The following is a 19,157-nucleotide window of genomic DNA, read 5'->3' on the forward strand; positions in this document are numbered from 1 at the left end:
TGCCCTATCGCGCCGGCGGCGGGTTCAACGGCAGCCACTGCTCGAACCGAGTGGTGGACAGCTGTGCTCCCGGGCCCGGCAGCAGCGATTCCTTGTCCAGCAGTGCACCGAAGTAACGGGCATTCGCATCGGTCACCACCTCGCGGGGGTCGCCCCGGAACGCCAGCCCCGTGCGGATCAGCTCGTCGAGACCGAACTGTTCCGGGCCGGCCACCTCGACGATGCCGTTGAGTGGTGCGCCCACGGCCGTACGGCCGACGGCGGCAGCCACGTCATCGGCCGCCATGGGCTGGATGAGGGCATCCGACAGGCGCACGGTGTCGCCGTCGGTGGCCGCCTGGGCGATGGCCCCCACGAACTCGAAGAACTGTGTCGCGTGCACGATCGAGTACGGGCGGCCCGAGTCCTTGATGAGGTTCTCCTGGGCCAACTTCGCGCGGAAGTAGCCGTTTGCGGCCAGCCGGTCGGTGCCGACCACCGACAACGCCACGTGGTGGCCCACACCCGCCTTGTCGCCGGCGGCGAGCAGGTTCTCGGTGGACGTGCGGAAGAAGGTCATCACCGCGTCGTCCGCGAACGACGGTGAGTTCGATACGTCGACCACCACCTGGGCGCCGGTCAGTACCTCGGCCAGACCAGCGCCGGTCAGCGTGTTGACCCCCGAGTCGGGTGATGCAGCGACGGCTTCGTGGCCGTGCTCGCGCAGTTTGCTGACGAGCTTCGAGCCGATCAAACCGGTGCCACCGATGACAACGATCTTCATGAGGTTCGCCCTTCGTCTGCGTCCCGGCTGGTCCGGAACGTCGGTCAGTGACTAGGACAAGTCGAACCCTTCGTTTGTGACAGAGTCATCGATGGCCTGCAGCGCGCTGTGGCGCGCACGGATCAGCGCGATCACGGTGTCCGCGGTGCGGCCGAGGTAAGTGCGGCCATCCGGCAACCGGGCGTCCGGGCTGATGTAGCTGCGAGGACCGATGTGCAGAGCCGGGTCGAGTCCGTGCACGGTGACCTTCCCGTCGCGGACCGCCCGGTTCCACGCGCTCCAGCGCAGGAGCCGCCACCGTGGCGGAAAGATCCACGTGCCGAGGCGCTCGATCCAGTCGCCGGAGCTGGTGAGCTGGTCCAGACATTGAGCGTGGGTGATGTCGTTGGCACCGTTGTGGAATCCGCCGAGAGTGATCAGCCAAAGTGGGCAGCTCAGCTCGGACCACAGTTGCTCCACCGCACCGGTAGCCACTTGGGCACCACCGCTGTAACTGAGCAGCACCACGGGGATGCCACTGTCCGGCTGATAACCGGCGAGCCGCAGCTGGCTGGCGATCTGCGAGCCGACGGCGCGGTTGTACAGGGGACGGTACCGGCGGTCGGCGGCGATGAAGATCTGCATCACGTTGTGCAGAAACAGCAGCAGCCCGATGTGGTGGCGCAGCCAGTTCCACACCCGCCGGTCGGCGAGTGGATCCGCCAGCGGGGAATACGGCAGCACCTGCCCCAGCACCCGCAGCTCCGGCGCGCCGTCGATCACGCTCTGGACCAGCCGGCCGCCGTCGCGGGTGTCGCGGAAACGGCGTTTGCCGATGCCGTCCAGATACACCAGATAGGCGTCCGGTGGGCGCTGCGGCTCCGCGCCCCGGGCGTAGGCCATGCCGGTCGGGAGCGCGGTGGTGGGCGTCCGCCAGCCCGCGGCGTAGGCCAGTACCTCGTAGCGGGCCAGCAGAGCCTCCGCGAGAAGGATCGGTCCGAGCCCGCCGAGCAGGAGCAGGAACGCGAACTCGATCATGTCATTGACTCCCGTGCTCTTGTCGCACTCAACCGCGCGACCAGGCGGCGGACGGCCTCAACGGTGACGCCGAGTCCGATTCCGGCCACGGCGACGCAGCCGCCGGCGGCCCACCAGCCGAGCCCGGTTGTCGAGGCGAGCACATCCGCGAGGCCGGCGCCGACCCCCACCATGAGGATCAGATGCAGTAGCGGCCCGAGCAGCGGGAACGCCAGGATCGCGGCCAGCAGCAGCGGGGCGAGCAGGCCCGGTGTCCAAACCAGCGCCTCTTCGTCGGACGGCGCTGCGGTGAGCGCCAGCTCGGCGAAGGCCCACGCGGTCAGCGGCCACAGTGCGAAGATCGCGGCTTCCACCACGGCGCCGGCCAGCATCAACCCGACCGCCCTGGTCTGCGACACGCCGGACTGGCGAGCCACCACGGGCAGGAGCCGGCCCGCGGACTCGGACAGTCCGGCGAGCAGCAGCAGGACAACGACCATCAGTGACATCGGTCATCCCTGCGGTGGCAGTCCGGCGGGGGCGGTCTGGGTGACGCGACCCGTATGCAGGTACCGCTCGAGCTCGTCGGCGGCACGCCGAAAGCCGCCTGCCTCCCGCTGAGCGGCTTGCAGGGAGCTCGCGGCAACGCGAAACCGGGGCTCTTCGAGTAGTCGCCGGGCGAGGGCACGCACAGCCTCGACGCCGACGTGCGCGGTGCGGATCGACAGTCCGGCGCCGAGCTCGACCACGCGAGCAGCTACCAACGGCTGGTCCGCACCCTGAGGCACAACGAGCGTGGGGACGCCGGCGTACAGGGCTTCGTTGACACTGTTCATCCCGCCATGGGTAATGAACAGCGCCGCGCGGGCCAGCACTTCCGGCTGCGGTACCGAGTGGCGGGCGAGCACGTTGGCCGGCAACGGTCCGAGTGCGGCGGGATCGGTGTGGCCGGTGGAGACGACCACGGTGCCGCCCAACGGGGCGAGCGCGGTGGCGAAGGCGCGGAGCAACGTGGGGTTGGCGTTGAAGACCGTACCCAGCGAGGCGTACAGCACCGGATCCCGCAGTCGATCTATCGGGAAGGACAGATCGGCGGGCCGGGCGCCGAGGCTGGGGCCGACAAAACGGTACGAGCTGTCGAAGTCCTCGGCACCGAGCTGGAACGCTCGCGAGGTGTAGACCAAGTTCAGCGGCTGGCGAAGATTGCCGAGGTCGGTCAGGGGCAGGCCGCGTGCGCGGAAGCGGTGGCGCAGGTCCCGGCGCGACCGCAGGTAGCTGAGAACGTTGCCGGGCCGAGCGGCCGCCGCGGCGAACAGCTCCCACGAACCACGGGTGGGGCTGGGTACCTGCCGGTTGAACGCGAACGTGGTGAACGACGACGCTGCCGGTACCCCAAGCTTCTGGGCAGCGACCGCGCCCCACGGACAGGCGGAATCGTGGACGACTAGATCCGGCCGGGACACACGCAGGTCCGTGAGCACCGCGGGCAGCACCTCGACGGTGGTGCGAGCGAGCCCGTCGACCAACGTGACCGGCGTCGGTGGATCCGGCAGCGGCTGCTCACCACCCGGGTACAGGTGCACGGTTGCGCCGGCGGCCGCGATCTCCGCGCTGAACGCCGGCGAGGTGTGGTAGGACACGGAGTGTCCCCGGCGTACCAGCTCGGCCACGACCGGCAGAGTCGGGTTGACGCGTCCGTGCATGGCGATGTTGAAAAAGGCGACGTTGCTCATCGGATGACCTCCGAACGGGTTGCAGTGGATGTCTCGGCCGGCCCGGTCCAGGTCTCCGGCTGGTCGCCGATCCGGTAGAGGCCGGCTCCGTTGATGTGCAGCTGGTCGAGAAAGCGTCCCGTCGTGGCGAACGACGTGCTGATCAGACGCTGCGAATGACGGAAGTCCCACGGGGCTGGCCAGGCCTGGATGCCGGTCGGCAGGACAACGGTCGGGATGCTGCGGGACACCTCACGCAGATCCCGCTCGATCTGGTGGTGGAACATCAGCATCCCGGCCCGGGCGGCGACCGCACCGGCACGACGCCGTGGGATGTCCGGACGCAACGGCCAGGTCTCCGGGCCCACTGACAGGACGAGCACGCTGGCCGCCCCCGCCTGCAGTGCCGCCCGTACCGGAACGTAGGCGACCACACCGCCGTCCACCAGCGTCCGACCGTCCCGGACCACCGGGGGCAGGACACCCGGAATGGCGGCACTGGCCAGCAGAGCCGACTCCAGGTCTCCATGATCGAGCGACACCTGCGCACCGGTGGCCAGGTCCATGGCCACAGCGGTGAACGGGACCGCCAGTTGCTCGATTCGCGACGGCAGCGCCGCTCGGGCGATCAGGCGACGCAGGCCCCGATCAGCGAAAACACTCGTACGAGAGGACCAGGAGGCGACCGGGAACACGTCCCGGCGGCGCAACCGGGTCCACACCCGGTCCAGCCACGGCGCAGCGCTGTCGGGGTGGGCGGCTGCGATCGCCCCGGTGAGCGCACCCACCGAGGTGCCGACGATGAGATCCGGGACGAATCCGCGCTGCTCCAGCGCGTACCCGACACCGACATGGGCTGCTCCGAGGACACCGCCGCCACCCACGGCCACGGCCACAGGACGGGGAAGGGCTCGCAGACCCGCCGGCTGAGGACTTCCATGCGGAATCTCCCTCATGATCCACCTTCCATCACGAGTGGGGTCGTTTCCCTCAGGTGGACCGGACAGCCGCCCGATCCGTGACACCACCGGAGCAGCCGCCCCGGTTTGTGGCCGCGAAACGCATGCCGCGCGGCCGCGGGCGTCGGCCGGTACCGGCCGACGCCCGGACGAATTTCGAAGGTCGCTGCCGCTATCGAACGCTCGACCTCGCGGCCCGCTCGATGAGTTGAGCAACGGTCCTGGGATCCGACATCAGACCGAGGTGCCCCGCGTTGTACTCGGTGATGGTGGAGCCGGCTCTTTCGGCCATCGCCCGTTCGGCAGCGGGTGGGATGATCTTGTCCTTGGTGCCGATCAGGTACCAGGACGCGATCGTCCGCCAGGCGGGCGTTCCGGACGGCTCATTGAGCGCGCCGACGGTGGCCGGCCGTTGGGAGGCGGCCACGACGGCCTTGTCCTCGGCGCTCAGACCGTTCGCGAACGACGTGAGGACGGTCGAGCGCTTGAGGTACAGGTCAGTGTCCGCGGTCGGCGGCAGAGCAGCGGGAACGAAGTCGAACACTGTGGTCGGGTCCACGGAGAGCGCGGAGTCCGGCCCCGCGAGTGCTGTCGCGGATTCGCCCTCATCGGGCGCGAAGGCGTTGACAAAGACCAACGCCTTGATGTTCGGATTCCCGGTGGCCGCGTTGGTGATCACTGCTCCGCCGTAGGAATGACCGACGAGCACGACGGGCCCATTCACCGTTGCCAGAAAGGCTCTCAGATATGCGGCGTCGCCGGACAGCGACCGCAGAGGATTGGCGACCGCGGCGACGGTGTAGCCGTCTTTCTGCAGTCTCGGGATGACTCCGCTCCAGTTCGAGGCATCCGCCCAAGCGCCGTGCACGAGCACCACCGTGGGCTTTGCCGTTCCCGCACGACCTTGCTGAGCGAGCGCGCTGTGCGCCGGGCCGAGACCCACCGAGGCGAAGGTGACAACGGCGAGGAGAACCGCCGCGACGGCGCGCGGCCTCCCGGCCCGAAGGGCTGCATGAGTACGGCTACTGATCATGATCTGTCCTGTCCGTGTGAGGGCTGCGATCCGGAAGCGCTGGGATCGATTCGTAGGTAGGACAGGGCAGCCGCCTCCCGCGTGACATGTCGACCCACGGCGCTGTCACAGCTCGCCGCGCCGGCCGGTCCTAGCTGACGACCGGTACGGCGAAGCCGTCGAACCACAACCAGGGGGCAGACATGACCACCGCACGGACCACAGTGATCGTGGGCATCGACGGATCAGAACAATCCCTCGCCGCGGTGCGCGCCGCCGCCGTGGAGGCTTTCCATCGCCGGGAGGCGCTGCGCATCGTGCATGCCTTCATCTGGCAGTCGTTGCGCGTCAATGTCGGACCCGTCGCCGACCTGCCCGGAACGGGCCTGCGTCACCATGCCGAGGACCTGCTCGCCGAGGCCGCGGTGGAGGCCGGAAAAGCCGCACCGCAAGTGCCGGTCACCACGGCGCTGGTCGACGGTTCCGCGACCACCGTGCTGCTCGAGGAATCGCGCCGGTCCTCGCTGCTGGTGCTCGGTGATCGGGGTCTGGGCGGTCTCAGCGGCCTCATCATCGGTTCGGTCGCCGTGCACGCGGCCGCGCACGCCCACTGTCCTGTCCTGGTCGTCCGCGGAACTGAACCGGCCACCGGGCCCGTGGTGGTGGGCGTCGACGGCTCCGAGGCTTCGCAACTCGCCGTCGGCTTCGCTTTCGCCGCCAGCGCACAACGTGGCGCCGAACTGGTCGCGGTGCATGCGTGGAACGGCACGGTTGCTGATGGCTCGTCCGCGTGGCGTGAGCGTGGTTTCGCCGACGGCCTCATCGAGCAGCAGGCGCGGCGGACCCTCAGCGAGTCCCTGGCCGGCTGGCATCAGCAATATCCCGACGTGGTGGTCCGGCCGGTGCCGGTGCGTGGACACCCGCGACACGCTCTGGTCGAGTGGTCGCGCACGGCCCAACTGGTGGTGCTGGGAACCCACGGTCGCGACACCTTCAAGGGACTGGTGCTCGGCTCGGTCAGCCAGGCGGTGCTGCACCACTCCGCCTGCCCGGTCGCCGTCGTGCGCGAAACTTTGTCCGTGCCCGACGCGATCGATTTGTTCGACGGTGTGGGCGACAGTTCCGCGGGCTTGCCCCAGGACAACGTCGACCAGTTCCTCGACCGCCCGGTCAATGCCGTGTCCGGTCTGGTGCCTGATCGGCAGCGCGTGGACGAGGTCCTCGAGGACCTGCGGTCACGCGGCACAGACGTGTCCGGCGTGGTGCTGCTGCACGGTCCGCAGGGTGTGCACATCCTGGATACCGACGGCAAGGAGCACGGGTGGCGGGCGAAGTTCGTCCGGTTCTTCCAGAACTGGGGCTACGACGACGCCGTCCTGAATCTGTACGACGAGGGCCTGCGCAACGGCGAGTCGGTCTTGGTGATTCCCTCGACGCAGGACGACAGGATGACGCTCGCGCAGTTGCTGCACCGCCATGGTGGACACGCGATCCACTATTTCGGAATCCGCAGCGCGGAGTCCCTCAGCGGACCGTGAGCTCACCTCGCGTGTCGTCTGGACGCGCGCGGCCGGCCACTCCAACCGCGACCAAGGCGACAAGGAGGACCGCCAGCAGCTCGATCGAGCCTGGCAGCAACGGGGTGAACAGCGCGAGGACCGCCACCACGGGAAACGCCAGCAGCGCCGGACCGCCCCGGTGCGGGCGCAGATGCAGCGACCACACGGCGACCAGGTAGATCGCCACCGGTACGGCGATCGCGTATCCGACCAGCGTCGCGGGAATCGGCGCGTGGCCGGTGACGTGGTCAACCGCTACCGCCAGGCCGGCTCCGAGCGCGGCGGCGGACGTGAGGATGAAGTAGTGCCCGTAGCCCCAGATCATGGACGCCCGGAGCGAGGGGAACCGGTGATGGGCGGGCCGATCGAAGTAGATCCACCAGAGCGCGAACACGATGACCAGGCCCGTGATCGCCAGCCGCAGCAGCGCGACGGTGTGCTCGCCCGCGCCGTCGAGCCCGTCCCGGAACGCGACGGTGGCGGCCGCGATCGCCTCACCGAGCACGATGATCGTGAACAGGCCGTACCGCTCAGTGATGTGGTGCGGATGGTAGGTGGTAGGGCCGCCCGGTGCCCGTTCCGCCCAGACCGGCACGGCCAGTTCGGCCATGGCCAGCACCAGGAAAGCGACGAACTGCCATTGGCCTGGCAGCAGTAGGCGCAGCAGCCAGAGCACCTGCAGGGCCGTGACGCCGGTCGCGTATCGCATCGCCGTGCGCCGGCGAGCAGCGTCGGCTCGAGCGGCCCGCAACCACTGGGTCACCAGGGCCAGGCGCATCACCACGTAACCCGCGGTCATCACCCGATAGTCGTCTCCGGCGAACGCCGGGCCGACACCCGCCGCGATCACCAGCGCCCCGGCCATCTGCACCAGGGTCGTGAGCCGGTACGCGTCGTCGTCGGTGTCGTACGCTGAGGCGAACCAGGTGAAGTTCATCCACGCCCACCAGATGGCGAAGAACACCATCAGGTAGCCGCGCAGACCGTGGGCCACATGATGCGCGGCGATGCTGTGATGCAGCGGCGCGGCGGCCTGAGCCACGGCGACCACGAAACACAGATCGAAGAACAGTTCCAACGGGGTGACGACCCGGTGCGGCTCATCGGCGGCGCGAGCTCTCATCGGCCGGAGCAGGCTTCGGGCCGGCAGTTTCATGACGGCGCTCCATCGATCATTCCCACAGCGGGCCGCCGTCACTGTCCGAAGGCCCCGGCGGACCGGTCGTCGTACGCGATCGCTTCCTCGATCTGCCGGGCGAGCTGCATCGCGTCGATGACCTCACCACCGGGACTGACCGCATCCACGACATCCGGCAGCACCGCGGCGATCTGCCAGGCGACAGCGCCGGTGCTGCTACCGGAGTAGCGCGCGAGGTCGTCGATAGCGGTGTCACCGATCGTCGTCCGTACCTGGTCGACCGTCATGGGCTTGTTGGTTGCCTCGTCGGACAACCAGCTGCGGTACTGCTCAGGCGTGGTCGTGTCGGCGAGGTGGAGCACCATGGCGTGCAATCGCGCCGGACCGGGTTCGGCGGCCGGCAGGGCTGAACTGACGTGTGCCAGGCCGAGGATCAGCTCCCGCACCTCCGGATCGTCGAGCAACGTATACAGCTTTCCGGTACCGGCCATGGTCAAGCTCCATCCGTACAGTTGTCAGCGCTGGGTCTTCTGCGAGGAGGACCGCGTGGCGGCTCGATCTGTGACACCCGGGCCGGTGGATCTTCTACGGCAAGGGGGCTCAGGTATCCGGCGGGCCGAGCTGCAGGCGTGAGGCGTTTCCGAGCTTGGTGAAGACCTTGCCCAAGTACCACTCCACGGTGGTCGGGCTGAGCAGGAGCAGAGTACCGATGTCGGTGCTGGTCAGCCCGCTGCTGGCGAGTCTGAGCAGGTGCGCCTCGCGGGGCGACAGGATGTCACTCGCCCGGGCGCGGTGTTCGGCCAACGCCCTGCCGGCGGCGGTCAGCTCCCTACGGGTGCGGTCCGCAAACGCGTCAGCGCCGGCCGCGGTGAAGATGTCGTACGCGCTGCTCAGGTGGGCGCGGGCGTCCAGGCTCCGGTCCAGCCGCCGCAGCCATTCGCCGTACACCAGGTGGGCGCGGGCCAGCTCCATCCGCAGTCCGGTCCGGCCGAGGTGCTCGATCGCCTGCCGGTACAACGTTTCCGCCGCATCGTGCGGAGCCAGCAGTGCGCCCGACCGGGTCTGCACACCGAGCGCCCAATCAGTCCGGCACGCTCGAGTCGTCGCCGCGAGGCGCTCGTAGGCGCTCGCTGCCAGCTGCAGCCGGCCGCTGTAGACGGCCGACTCGATCAGCTCCGCCAGTGCCCAATAGACGACCGCGGACTCGAGCGGATGCTCAGCCGCCGCACGAGCCGCGGGGATGGCCTCGGCGTAGCGGGTGAGCCCGTTCAGCAACAACGACCGCGCCCAGTGCGTGACCATCACACCAGCGCCTTCTCCGCGGACCGTGGCGTCGGCCATGCTCGCCGCGATCAGCGGGACAGCCTCGGCTTCGTTCCCGCGCCAGGCCGCCAGCGCGAGTTCACCGTACGGGGCGAGCCCGCGCCCGGTCGCCTCGCCGATCGCCTGGATCTCCGCGACCGCAGACGCGGCCGCCGTGCGTTCACCGGCGAACAGGTGCACGACGACCAGCGAATGCAAGGCCAGCGGGAGCTCCGCGACGGCACCCACATCCCGCGCGGCCTGAACGTGCCGAGCGGTCAGTATCGACCAGCTCTCGTCGTCCCACGTCTCGGCGGCGGTCATCGCCGCAAGCCACAACCAGGACAACTCGCCCGCCTCGGATGTGTCCTCGCGGCGAAACGCGGACAGTGCCGCCCTCGCCAGGGGCACGGCGGCCTCGTAGCCGTCGGTCAACAACGCTGCGCGGCAGTCGAGCAGGAGATCCCCGGCGCGCGCCCGCACCGGTCTCGGCGCTGCCCGCACGGCACGCACCATGTCGAGAAAACCGGCGTCGTCGGCGAACCGGCCGGCGAGGATGGCGGCCGCCATCGCATCGCGGTACGTCGTGCGGGCGAGATCACCGTCGAGCGGTGCGAGCCAGCGGGCGGCCTCGAGGAGCCGGCGCGGTGCGGTCATGTCGTGACCGGAGGCGAAGGCGAGCTGTGCCCGCAGCAGCTTCAGCCGCGCCAGGTGCAGCTCATCGACCCAGCAGTCCCCGGCTTCGCCCAGCAGCGTCAGCGCGGCGTCGAAGGCGCCGGCCTGCATCTCCGCCTCGGCCGCGGCCAATGCGCGGGTGGCGCGCGTCGCCGAGTGCGGAGTCAGCCGTGTCGCGTGCCGCAGCAGCTCGGCCGCGGCCGCGGCACCACCTCGACGCCGGGCCCGGTCGGCGGAGCTGACCAACTCGGCGGCGATTCGCTCATCGGCGGCGACCGCCCCGTAGGCCCGGTGCCACGCGCGCCGGTCAGGGTCGACAGCCGGATCGGTCGCCTCGGCAAGGGCCCGGTGCACCTCTCGTCGGTCCGCAGGCGCAGCCGCACGGTAGACCGCCGACCGCACCAGTGGGTGCCGGAACCGTACCCGGATTCCCAGCTCGATCAACCCCGCGGCCTCGGCCGGCACGACCGCGCACAGCGGAAGATCCAGGATCTTGGTGGCGCGCAGCAACAACGTCACGTCGCCGATCGGCTCGGCCGCCGCCGTCAGCAACACCTTCCGTGTCGCCGGCGGCAGTGACCTGACCCGCAGGACGAAGCTCCGCTCGATCCGGCTCGACAACGGTCGCGCGTCGGGGCGCATGAAGCCGCCCGCTATCTCCGCCACGCTCAATCCGCGTGGCAGCTCCAGCAGGGCCAGGGGGTTGCCGCGCGTCTCAGCGACAATCCGATCCCGCACATTCTCGTCGAGGCGTCCGGGCACGACCGAGTCCAACAGCGTGCGGGCGTCCTCGTCGGCCAGGCCGCGGACGCTCAGCTCCGGCAAACCCCGCCAGGTCGACCCGTGAGCCGGTTCGCGGACGGCGAAGACCACACCGATCGGCTCGGCCAGCAGGCGCCGGGAGATGAACGTCAGTGTGTGCGCCGAAACCTGGTCCAGCCATTGCGCATCGTCGATCAAACACAGCAGCGGCCTGTTCTGCGACACCATCGCCAGCAGGCTCAGCACCGCCAATCCGACCAGGAACCTGTCCGGCGGACTTCCGACGCTGTCGCCGAACGCCACAGTGAGGGCCTGCCGCTGCGGAGTCGGCAAGCGATCACGAACGCCCAGCATCGGCGTGCACAACTGATGCAGACCCGCGTAGGGAAGTTCGATCTTCGATTCGACCCCGGTGGCGCGGGCGACCGTGCATCCGGTCGAACGCCCCTCGACGTAGTCGAGCAGAGCCGACTTCCCGACACCCGCGTCACCACGGATCAGCAAGGCCCGCCCCAGACCGGAGCGGACGTCAGCAACCATTGCCTCCAGGACCGCGCACTCCTTGGCCCGTCCATGCAGCCTTCGCGCCGCAGCTCCGCTGGTCACGGTCCGGCCACCTCAGTGTCGACGCTTGGCTGCCGGATGGGACGCGTGCGCCGCCCCGCGGAGCAATGCCTGCATCTGGGGGTTCCCGAGCAGCACCTGAAACCTTCTTGGCTCCGTCATGTCGGTCCTCCGTTCTGCCTCTGAGACCGAGCAGCTGTGCGAAACGTGACGGCGGTCCGCCTCGACAACGTCTCCTTGTCCGCGCGCTGGAGGCTGAGAGCAACCAGGAGGTCGATCATGGTCAGCGCACAGTCTCGGCGCGCTCCCGGATTCCGCGCAGCATGCGCCGCATCATCGGGTAGTCGGCCAGTTCCATCAGCAGCACGGTGAACAGCGTCAACGGCCGCCGCCATTCGTAGCGGGTGTGCATGCGGCTGATCAAGCGGGTCTGTCCGCCGCTCAGCGGCGTCAGGCGCCAGGCGAAGGTGCGGTTCGGGGTACGCCACAGCAGCCAGGACGGCCGGTCGAAGCTGTCGACGGTGAAGGCCGTGCGTTCGCCGGAGTGCGGGATCATCGGTAGCCGCTGACCCACCCGCAGATCTTGCAGCTCAGGCACGATGCACCGGACGCTGGGCCGTGCGAGGTTGTCCAGCAGGTCGTCGGCGTACCAACCGCCGCGGCCGACCCCGACTTGCACCAGCCACGGCCACACCCGCTCCGGCGGGGCCCCGATGGTGATGGCCCGGGTGGCGCGGTACTGCGCCGTGGGCAGCAGGCCGTCACCCGGCATCGGCGCGGTCACCTCCGCCGGGGTGGCGCCCCAGGTCATATGCCATCGCCGCCGCAACGGCGCGACCAGGAAGCGGGGCAGGTCGTCGAGGACGTCGCGGAGTTGGACGGCCAGGTCGATGCGGGTGGCGCGGGGCGGTGACCATCGCGGCTTTGTCGTCATGCCACTAGGACCGCAGTGGCGGCCGGTTCGTGACGCGCGACCCGGGGTGCTCATGACCGTACCTGCGCCTGCTGCCGCGCCGGTGCGATCGTCGTACCGGCACGGCCGGCGAGCACCTCGGCCGCGTCGCTGAGTGCGCCGATGGCCGCCGGCTGCCCGGAGGCACGGGCGAACCACACGCAGGCGTCGACCTTCGGGCCCATCGAGCCGTCCGGGAACGGCAGAACGGACAGCGCCTCGGCGTCAGCGGCTCGGATCGGCGCGGCCCTGGGAGTCCCGAAGTCCCGCATGACCGCCGGCACGTCGGTGAGCACCAGCAGCCGATCCGCCCGCAGGGTCAGGGCGAGCCGCGCAGCGGTCATGTCCTTGTCCACCACGGCCTCGACCCCGTTCAGCCGGCCGATGCGGTCCTCAGCCACCGGGGCTCCGCCGCCGCCGCCGCACACGACGACGACGTCGCGGTCGACCAGAGCGCGGATCGTCTCCTCCTCGACGACCCGCAGCGGCTCGGGTGACGGCACGACCCGGCGCCAGCGGTCGCCGTCGACCGCCACCACCCAGCCGAACCGGGTCGCGGCCCGCTCGGCCTCCGCGCGGGAGTAGCCTGCGCCGATGAACTTGGCCGGCGCGGCGAAGGCCGGATCATCGGGGTCGACGACGGTCTGATTCACCAGCGCCACCACCGGTTTCTGCACGCCGGCGTTGGCCAGTTCCTGCACGAGCAGGTAACCGATCATGCCTTGGGTCTGTGCGCCGAGCACGTCCAGCGGGTACGGCCGGCTGAGCGCCGAATCGGTCTCGCTCTCGTGGGCGAGCAGGCCGATCTGGGGCCCGTTGCCATGGCACACGATCAGCTGGTGCTCTGCCGCCAGCGGCGCGAGGGCCTGCGCGGCCTGCCGTACGTGCACCTGCTGGACATCGGCGTCGGGCCGTTCACGGCGCTGCATCAGGGCGTTGCCGCCGAGCGCGATGACGATACGCACGGCTCAGTCCGCCAGGGCCCGGACGAGCAGCGCCTTGATGGTGTGCATCCGGTTCTCGGCCTGGTCGAAGACGATCGACCGTTTGGATGCGAACACCTCTTCGGTCACCTCGGCGCCGTCGATACCGAACTGCCGGTGCAGCCGGGCGCCGATGACGGTGTCGCGGTTGTGGATCGCCGGCAGGCAGTGCATGAACCGCACCTCGGACCGGTTGCTCCAGTCCAGGACGTCGTCGGTGACGCGGTACGGCAACAGCGAGCGCACTCTGTCCGCCCACACGTCGTCGGGCTCGCCCATGCTGACCCACACGTCGGTACAGATGAAACCGGCGCCGCGTACCGCCGTATGCAGGTCGTCGGTGACCAGCAGCCGTGCGCCGCTGGTGCGCGCGGCGTCCTCGGCCGCCGCCACGACCTCCGGCGGCGGCTGCAGGCCGGCCGGCGCCGCGATGCGGACATCCATGCCCAGCACCGCCGCGGTGACCAGCAGCGACCGGGCGACGTTGCCGCGGCCGTCGCCGGTGAAGCAGAACGCGATGTCCTCGACATCGCCGCCGTCGTGCTCGGTCATGGTCATGACGTCGGCGAGGCTCTGGGTCGGGTGCCAGGAATCGGACAGAGCGTTCCAGACCGGTACGCCGGCGTGCTCGGCGAACTGCTCGACGGTCTCGTGGGCGTACCCCCGGAAAGCGATGCCGTCGAAGATGCGCCCCAGCACGCGGGCGGTGTCTGCGACGGACTCCTCGCGACCCAGGTGCGAGCCCTCGGGACCGAGGTAGGTGACCTGTCCGCCCTGGTCGTACGCGGCCACCTCGAACGAGCAGCGGGTGCGCGTGGAGTTCTTCTGGAACACCAGCGCGATCGTCCGGCCGCGCAGCCGGGGAATCTCGTCGCCGTGCTGCTTGTCGCGTTTGAGCTGCCCGGCCAGGGCCAGCACGTCGAGGAACTGTTGTTTGTCCAGGTCCAGGTCCTGCAACAACGAGCCTGAACGAAGTTGCGAAGTCATGACAGGTCTCCCTTGCTCACCAGCGGACGGCGGCGAATCGGGCAGCTCATGCAGCGGGCGCCGCCCCGGCCGCGGCCGAGCTCGCTGCCGGCGAGGGTGATGACGTCGATACCGTGGCGGCGCAATGTCGTGTTGGTGACGACGTTGCGGTCATAACCCAGGACCACGCCGGGTGCGATGGCCAGATAGTTGTCCGCGTCGTCCCACTGCTCCCGCTGCGCGTTGCTGCGATCGGCCTCGGGCATCAGCACGGTGACCGCATCCACGGCGAGCGCCTGCGCGAGCGCGGCCGGCACGCCGCGGCTCTCCTCGATCTCGAGTTCGGCCTCGCCGGCACCGGGGGTGAGGCGCCAACATCGGACCTCGTCCCACGCAAGGTACGGATACGCGACGAAGGTAGCGAAGTCGATCATGGTCAGCAGCGTGTCCAGGTGCATCGCGGAGCGGGTCTTCGGTAACTCGACCACGAGCACGAGGTGTGCCTGGCCGGCGGCGAACAGCCGGCGGACGAGCGCCTCGACACCCATCGGGGTGGTGCGTTCACCCATGCCGACGACAACGACGCCCGGGGCGATGACGTGGATGTCGCCGCCTTCCAGCGTCGCCGGCGCCAGATCGGCGTCGTCGTCGCCGTAGTGGAAGGTGAAGTTCGCGTCGCGGAACAGCGGATGGTGGCGGTAGACGGTGCGGGTGTTGACGGATTCGCGACGGCGCGCCGCCTTGGCCATCGGGTTGACGGTGACACCGGCGCCGATCCAGGCCGCGTTGTCACGCTGGAAGATCGTATTGGGCAAGGGGGCCAGGACGAAGTCGTCGATGTCCAGGGCCTGCCAGCGCAGGCTGGGACGGCTCAGCGGTGACAGGTCGGCCTTGGTGACCCCGCCGATGAGATAGTCGGCCAGCGCGGACGGGTCAGCGTCGTCGAACAGCGCGCGGACCTCTCGGGCCAGACCGGCTCCGAGGCGTTCCGCGGTGATCGTGCGGTCGAGGGCGAACGCCCTGCCGTCGGTGGTGGACAACGCCTGGGCGAGCAGGTCGCCGAACAGGTGAACCGTCACGTCGTAGTCGCGCAGCGCCTCGACGAACGCGTCGTGCTCGGCGCGGGCGCGGCTGCCCCACAGCACATCGTCGAAGAGCAGGCCGGCGATGTTGGCGGGGGTGAGCCGGTCGAGCTCGAGACCGGGACGGTGCACGATGACCTCACTCAGCGCGCCGATCTCGGAGTCCACGCCGACGGTCAGGCCGCTGCCGGCGTTGGTGTTGGTGGTTGTGTTGGTGAGGGTCATCGTCGTACTCCTTCAGCTTTGAGCCACAGATAGACGGGCAATCCGAGCAGCAGGCAGAACAGCCCGTAGTAGGCGGCCTGGTAGCCGCTGCCGGCCAAGGCCCAGAAACTGAACACCAGAGCGGCGACGGCCACGACCAGGTCACGCACCAGGTGGCGGGCACGAACCCGGCGGCCCTCGGTCAGCAACCAGTAGAGCTGGGCCGCGGCCGAGAACAGATACGGGATGACGGCTGTCAGCACCGACAGCAGCACCACGGTGGTGAACACCTTGCCGAAACTGGTATAGCTCACCACCGTCAACGCCGACGCCAGCAGACTCCCGGTGACGATGCCGTAGGCCGGCACACCCCGCCGGCTGTCGTGGGCGAACCGGGCCGGGAACAGCCGGTGCCGGGCCGCCGCCTGTGGCATCTCGCCGACAACCAGGGTCCAGCCGACCAACGCACCGAGGCCGGAAACGATCGCTGCCACCGCGACCACGTCCCCGGCCCACCGGCCGCCGAACATCGCGTTGGCCGAGTCGGCGAACGGCGCCGTCGACGAGACCAGCACGTCGCGGCTGACGGTGCCGAAGACGGCCACCGTGCCGAGGATGTACACCAGCGCGCAAGCAAGAGTGCCGATCACCGTCGCGCGGCCGACGTTGCGCCGCGGATCCGCCACCCGGCCGGCGGCCACCGAGGCGGTCTCGATCCCGATGTACGCGAAGAGCGCGATCGCCGCCGCTGCGCTGATCGCACCCAGCGCGGAGCCGCCACTCGCGTTGAACTCGCCGAAGTTGGCGGAGTCGATGAACAGCAGACCGACCGTCGCCATGAACAACAGCGGCACGAACTTGAGTACCGTGCCGAGCACCTGCACCACCGCGAGACTGCGGATTCCGGCCAGGTTGACCCAGACCGGCAACCACAACCCGGCGAGCGCTGTCCCGATCGACCAGCCGGTGTTGTGCGAGGTGTTCCAGAAGACCTCGACGTAGCCGACCCAGGCCACCACGATGGCGGCGTTGCCGGCCCACGCGGTGATCCAGTAGCTCCAGGCGTTGAGGAAACCGGCGAAGTCACCGAACGCTTCCCGGGCGTACAGATAGGGACCGCCGGATCCCGGGTTCCGCCCGTTCAGCGAGCTGAACGTCAGCGCCAGCGCGATCGCACCGAGCGTCACCAGCGCGAATGCGACCAACGCGATCGGGCCGTAGCCGGCCAGCGCCGACGGCAGCGCGAAGACGCCGGTGCCGATCACCGACCCGACCACCAGCGCGGTGGCGGCGGGCAGACCGAGGCGCCTTCCGGCCGGCTGGTCCGGTACCGATCCTTCCGGCGACCGCGGCGGCGTGCCGCGAGAGACTGTGGTGCTCATGGCGACCAACCTTTCGTCCACGTGTCGTCGACACAGAGGACAAGGCGTCATAGCTGCTTCGTGACATCGGTTCCCGGATCGCCGAGCCTCGCTCCCCCCGCGATGCAGACTCCACGCCGGCGTGCAGAACGGCACCACCAGCAAAGCGTCCTAGGATCCTGCTCTGAAGAGGCCCCGCGTTTCGGAGCGATCGCACGATGCGGCCATCCCGAGACAGCCCATCGATTGACATGGCATTGGGCTGGAGCACAACCCGTTCAACCTGGGCAGACGGGGCAGCCGCCAGCAGCGGAGTCGCCATCAGCAGCAACGATCCGATCCACACCACCGTCAGCCCGCTCACCGCTTGGGCCCATCAGCAGCACAAGACGCGGGCGCGCCGATCCACCCCGGCCGGGCCAGCGCAAAAACCGAGTTGGCCACCATTGCGGCGAACCACCGTCCCGCACTGGGTCATCTCGGCCGCACCCAGTCACCCAGGACTGGTCAGTGAAGCCGACTTCGTCGCGGTTCACGGGTTCACACCGCCCCGACCCCGGCCGACGGATCCCTTCGCCGCTACGTGCTGACAGGCCTCATCTACTGCAACATCGGTGGCCGGGCCATGGATGCACACACTGGAATTACGGCCGGGCCTGCTATCGATGCCGCCACGGCCCTGCGACCGTCCGTTCGACCGCGGTCTGCCTGCGGGAGTGAAGCGACCGGTCATGGGTCCACCGCACCGACGAGCGCTGACGTCGCCGACGCGGTTACCGCGCCGTACGCCCCCAGCCGGTTCAGCAGGAAGGGCCGGCTCCAGCGACGTCATCCCGGCTGCGTTGATCCCGCAGCGCGTCGGCGGCAGCGGCAAAGAGAGCAGCCCGCTCGGCGAGAGCCAGGTCGGCGGCTCTGCGGTAACACGCCTCTGCGTGCGCCGGATCGCCCGGCAAGCCAACGTCGATGGCGCCCAGCAGCCCGTACGCCTCGGCCGCGGGAGTGCGCAGCCAGGTACGGCGAGGGTCGGCAACGTAGCGATCGATGACAAATCTGTGGTGCTCGACGGCCGCGGGGCGCCGGAACGCCTCGCCGGCCAGCAGGCGGCAGGTTTCCACACGGCCCATGCCGGCCCGGGCCCGGGCGTCCACATCCGGGACGTCCGCTGCGCCGGGATACCCGGCAACCGCGCTGTACTGCGCGTACGCGGCCGCCAACGCGCGACGCTCAGCGGGACGCAGAGCGAAGCAACGGACCGCGCCCCGCTGGTAGGCCATCTCGGCGAGCCCGAGCCGGGCCCGGGGATAACTCGCGTCAAGACGAAGAGCCGCTTTGTACGCCTGCCCCGCAAGGGTGAGATTGCGGCCGGAGCCGAGCCGGCCGTACGTGTTGCCGAGCAGCACCAGAGCGAGGCGGTGGGCCCGCGGCTCAAGATGCCCGTCAAGCAGCCCTTTCAGGGTCTTTTCCGCGGTCGGGTACTGCCGCGTCGAGTACTGGTGGACGGCGCGCAACAGCTGCACGTACGTCTCGAGCTGCTCGGCTGCGGCGGTCAGCAGGGGGCCGGTCGGGCCGGCGCCAGGGAAGTCGCCGAGGTCCAGCTCGTCGAGCTCCGAGAACCCGGCAAGCTCAGCGGCCTCACCCAGACGGTCGCCGCCGATGGCCAGCTGGAGGCGCACCCGGGTGTGGTGGCGGCGTGGATGCAGCACGAGTGAGACTGCGATGTCGCCGTTGAGGGTCCGGCGGACCTCCTCCAGGGCGGCGCGGCTGTCGCCGTCGTCGTCCGAGACGCCGTCGCCGCACAATCCCCCTACCTGCACCAGCGCGCCGTCGTTCAGTTCGGCGGTCAGCTGCTTCTCCAGGCTGTCGGCGATCTGGCGTGCCACCTCGCGAGCCCGTGAACCGCCGGCCTCATCGCCGGTGGGACGGACCACGACGGGATCGCCTACGGCGACGTTGTAGGCCGCGCCGAGGCGGGACTCCGTCCGCATCCAGCACGGGCGTTCGGGCAGCAGACTGTTCAGGTCGCTGGTGAGCCCGATGGCCGCCAGTACGCAGGCCCCCGCCGCCAGCGTCATGGCATGTTTCGTTCGGAAACGCCCGAGAAGAGCGCTGCGACGGCGCCGAGACCCGGGCACCGCTTCTCCCACGCCGGGACCTTCCCCCGAACGGT

16 protein-coding genes are annotated in these 19,157 nt (G+C 69.7%); 1 reads left to right on the forward strand and 15 read right to left on the reverse strand.

Features of this window, described 5'->3' with window-relative positions; all coding sequences use genetic code 11:
* Positions 1-4: 4 nt before the first annotated feature.
* The 6 genes from ACZ6S4_RS01865 to ACZ6S4_RS01890 all read right to left on the reverse strand — a co-directional run bounded on the left by ACZ6S4_RS01865 (position 5) and on the right by ACZ6S4_RS01890 (position 5,463).
* Positions 5-763: an SDR family oxidoreductase gene (locus ACZ6S4_RS01865; protein ID WP_465473053.1), complete on the reverse strand. Its 759-nt coding sequence runs from the start codon at positions 761-763 to the stop codon at positions 5-7.
* Between the two features lie 51 nt (positions 764-814).
* Positions 815-1,780 (reverse strand): hypothetical protein, encoded by a 966-nt coding sequence (locus tag ACZ6S4_RS01870; protein ID WP_465473054.1) that lies wholly within the window; start codon positions 1,778-1,780, stop codon positions 815-817.
* Positions 1,777-2,268, reverse strand: coding sequence for a hypothetical protein (locus tag ACZ6S4_RS01875; RefSeq protein ID WP_465473055.1), 492 nt, complete (start codon positions 2,266-2,268; stop codon positions 1,777-1,779). Before ACZ6S4_RS01875 ends, ACZ6S4_RS01870 begins: the two co-directional genes overlap by 4 nt.
* A 3-nt stretch (positions 2,269-2,271) precedes the next feature.
* Positions 2,272-3,492, reverse strand: coding sequence for a macrolide family glycosyltransferase (locus tag ACZ6S4_RS01880; protein WP_465473056.1), 1,221 nt, complete (start codon positions 3,490-3,492; stop codon positions 2,272-2,274).
* Positions 3,489-4,361, reverse strand: coding sequence for a patatin-like phospholipase family protein (locus ACZ6S4_RS01885; protein ID WP_465473057.1), 873 nt, complete (start codon positions 4,359-4,361; stop codon positions 3,489-3,491). Before ACZ6S4_RS01885 ends, ACZ6S4_RS01880 begins: the two co-directional genes overlap by 4 nt.
* Before the next feature lie 241 nt (positions 4,362-4,602).
* A complete protein-coding gene (locus ACZ6S4_RS01890) occupies positions 4,603-5,463 on the reverse strand; it encodes an alpha/beta fold hydrolase (protein ID WP_465473058.1) in 861 nt (286 codons plus the stop codon).
* Positions 5,464-5,666: 203 nt separating this feature from the next.
* Here ACZ6S4_RS01890 and ACZ6S4_RS01895 point away from each other — a divergent pair, with 203 nt between their 5' ends.
* Positions 5,667-6,980, forward strand: coding sequence for a universal stress protein (locus tag ACZ6S4_RS01895; protein ID WP_465473059.1), 1,314 nt, complete (start codon positions 5,667-5,669; stop codon positions 6,978-6,980).
* Here ACZ6S4_RS01895 and ACZ6S4_RS01900 read toward each other — a convergent pair.
* From ACZ6S4_RS01900 to ACZ6S4_RS01940, 9 genes are all read right to left on the reverse strand, one after another.
* The gene (locus ACZ6S4_RS01900; protein ID WP_465473060.1) at positions 6,967-8,124 is read right to left on the reverse strand and encodes a low temperature requirement protein A; all 1,158 of its coding nucleotides are present in this window, start codon (positions 8,122-8,124) and stop codon (positions 6,967-6,969) included. The genes ACZ6S4_RS01895 and ACZ6S4_RS01900 overlap by 14 nt on opposite strands.
* 71 nt (positions 8,125-8,195) lie before the next feature.
* On the reverse strand, positions 8,196-8,630 hold the full coding sequence (locus ACZ6S4_RS01905; RefSeq protein WP_465473061.1) for a YidB family protein: 435 nt from the start codon (positions 8,628-8,630) through the stop codon (positions 8,196-8,198).
* A 109-nt stretch (positions 8,631-8,739) separates the two neighbouring features.
* Positions 8,740-11,484: an ATP-binding protein gene (locus ACZ6S4_RS01910; RefSeq protein ID WP_465473062.1), complete on the reverse strand. Its 2,745-nt coding sequence runs from the start codon at positions 11,482-11,484 to the stop codon at positions 8,740-8,742.
* A gap of 241 nt (positions 11,485-11,725) precedes the next feature.
* The gene (locus ACZ6S4_RS01915) at positions 11,726-12,376 is read right to left on the reverse strand and encodes an SRPBCC family protein (protein ID WP_465473063.1); all 651 of its coding nucleotides are present in this window, start codon (positions 12,374-12,376) and stop codon (positions 11,726-11,728) included.
* A 50-nt stretch (positions 12,377-12,426) separates the two neighbouring features.
* The gene (locus ACZ6S4_RS01920; RefSeq protein WP_465473064.1) at positions 12,427-13,359 is read right to left on the reverse strand and encodes a carbamate kinase; all 933 of its coding nucleotides are present in this window, start codon (positions 13,357-13,359) and stop codon (positions 12,427-12,429) included.
* Between the two features lie 3 nt (positions 13,360-13,362).
* On the reverse strand, positions 13,363-14,364 hold the full coding sequence (gene argF, locus ACZ6S4_RS01925) for an ornithine carbamoyltransferase (protein WP_465473065.1): 1,002 nt from the start codon (positions 14,362-14,364) through the stop codon (positions 13,363-13,365).
* Complete coding sequence (locus ACZ6S4_RS01930) at positions 14,361-15,650, reverse strand: arginine deiminase (protein ID WP_465473066.1); 1,290 nt, start codon at positions 15,648-15,650, stop codon at positions 14,361-14,363. The genes argF and ACZ6S4_RS01930 overlap by 4 nt, the downstream gene beginning before the upstream one ends.
* On the reverse strand, positions 15,647-17,011 hold the full coding sequence (locus ACZ6S4_RS01935; protein WP_465473067.1) for an amino acid permease: 1,365 nt from the start codon (positions 17,009-17,011) through the stop codon (positions 15,647-15,649). The genes ACZ6S4_RS01930 and ACZ6S4_RS01935 overlap by 4 nt, the downstream gene beginning before the upstream one ends.
* Positions 17,012-17,790: 779 nt before the next feature.
* Positions 17,791-19,062, reverse strand: a complete 1,272-nt coding sequence (locus ACZ6S4_RS01940) for a hypothetical protein (RefSeq protein WP_465473068.1) — start codon at positions 19,060-19,062, stop codon at positions 17,791-17,793.
* Positions 19,063-19,157 lie beyond the last annotated feature (95 nt).

The organism is Actinoplanes sp. NPDC051405 (genome assembly GCF_055586185.1).

Excerpts from the sequence above, each read along its gene's own strand:
- ACZ6S4_RS01865 (WP_465473053.1), bottom strand. The coding sequence starts at position 763 with ATGAAGATCGTTGTCATCGGTGGCACCGGTTTGATCGGCTCGAAGCTC.
- ACZ6S4_RS01870 (WP_465473054.1), bottom strand. The coding sequence starts at position 1,780 with ATGATCGAGTTCGCGTTCCTGCTCCTGCTCGGCGGGCTCGGACCGATC.
- ACZ6S4_RS01875 (WP_465473055.1), bottom strand. The coding sequence starts at position 2,268 with ATGTCACTGATGGTCGTTGTCCTGCTGCTGCTCGCCGGACTGTCCGAG.
- ACZ6S4_RS01880 (WP_465473056.1), bottom strand. The coding sequence starts at position 3,492 with ATGAGCAACGTCGCCTTTTTCAACATCGCCATGCACGGACGCGTCAAC.
- ACZ6S4_RS01890 (WP_465473058.1), bottom strand. The coding sequence starts at position 5,463 with ATGATCAGTAGCCGTACTCATGCAGCCCTTCGGGCCGGGAGGCCGCGC.
- ACZ6S4_RS01900 (WP_465473060.1), bottom strand. The coding sequence starts at position 8,124 with ATGAGAGCTCGCGCCGCCGATGAGCCGCACCGGGTCGTCACCCCGTTG.
- ACZ6S4_RS01905 (WP_465473061.1), bottom strand. The coding sequence starts at position 8,630 with ATGGCCGGTACCGGAAAGCTGTATACGTTGCTCGACGATCCGGAGGTG.
- ACZ6S4_RS01915 (WP_465473063.1), bottom strand. The coding sequence starts at position 12,376 with ATGACGACAAAGCCGCGATGGTCACCGCCCCGCGCCACCCGCATCGAC.
- argF (WP_465473065.1), bottom strand. The coding sequence starts at position 14,364 with ATGACTTCGCAACTTCGTTCAGGCTCGTTGTTGCAGGACCTGGACCTG.
- ACZ6S4_RS01930 (WP_465473066.1), bottom strand. The coding sequence starts at position 15,650 with ATGACCCTCACCAACACAACCACCAACACCAACGCCGGCAGCGGCCTG.
- ACZ6S4_RS01935 (WP_465473067.1), bottom strand. The coding sequence starts at position 17,011 with ATGAGCACCACAGTCTCTCGCGGCACGCCGCCGCGGTCGCCGGAAGGA.
- ACZ6S4_RS01940 (WP_465473068.1), bottom strand. The coding sequence starts at position 19,062 with ATGACGCTGGCGGCGGGGGCCTGCGTACTGGCGGCCATCGGGCTCACC.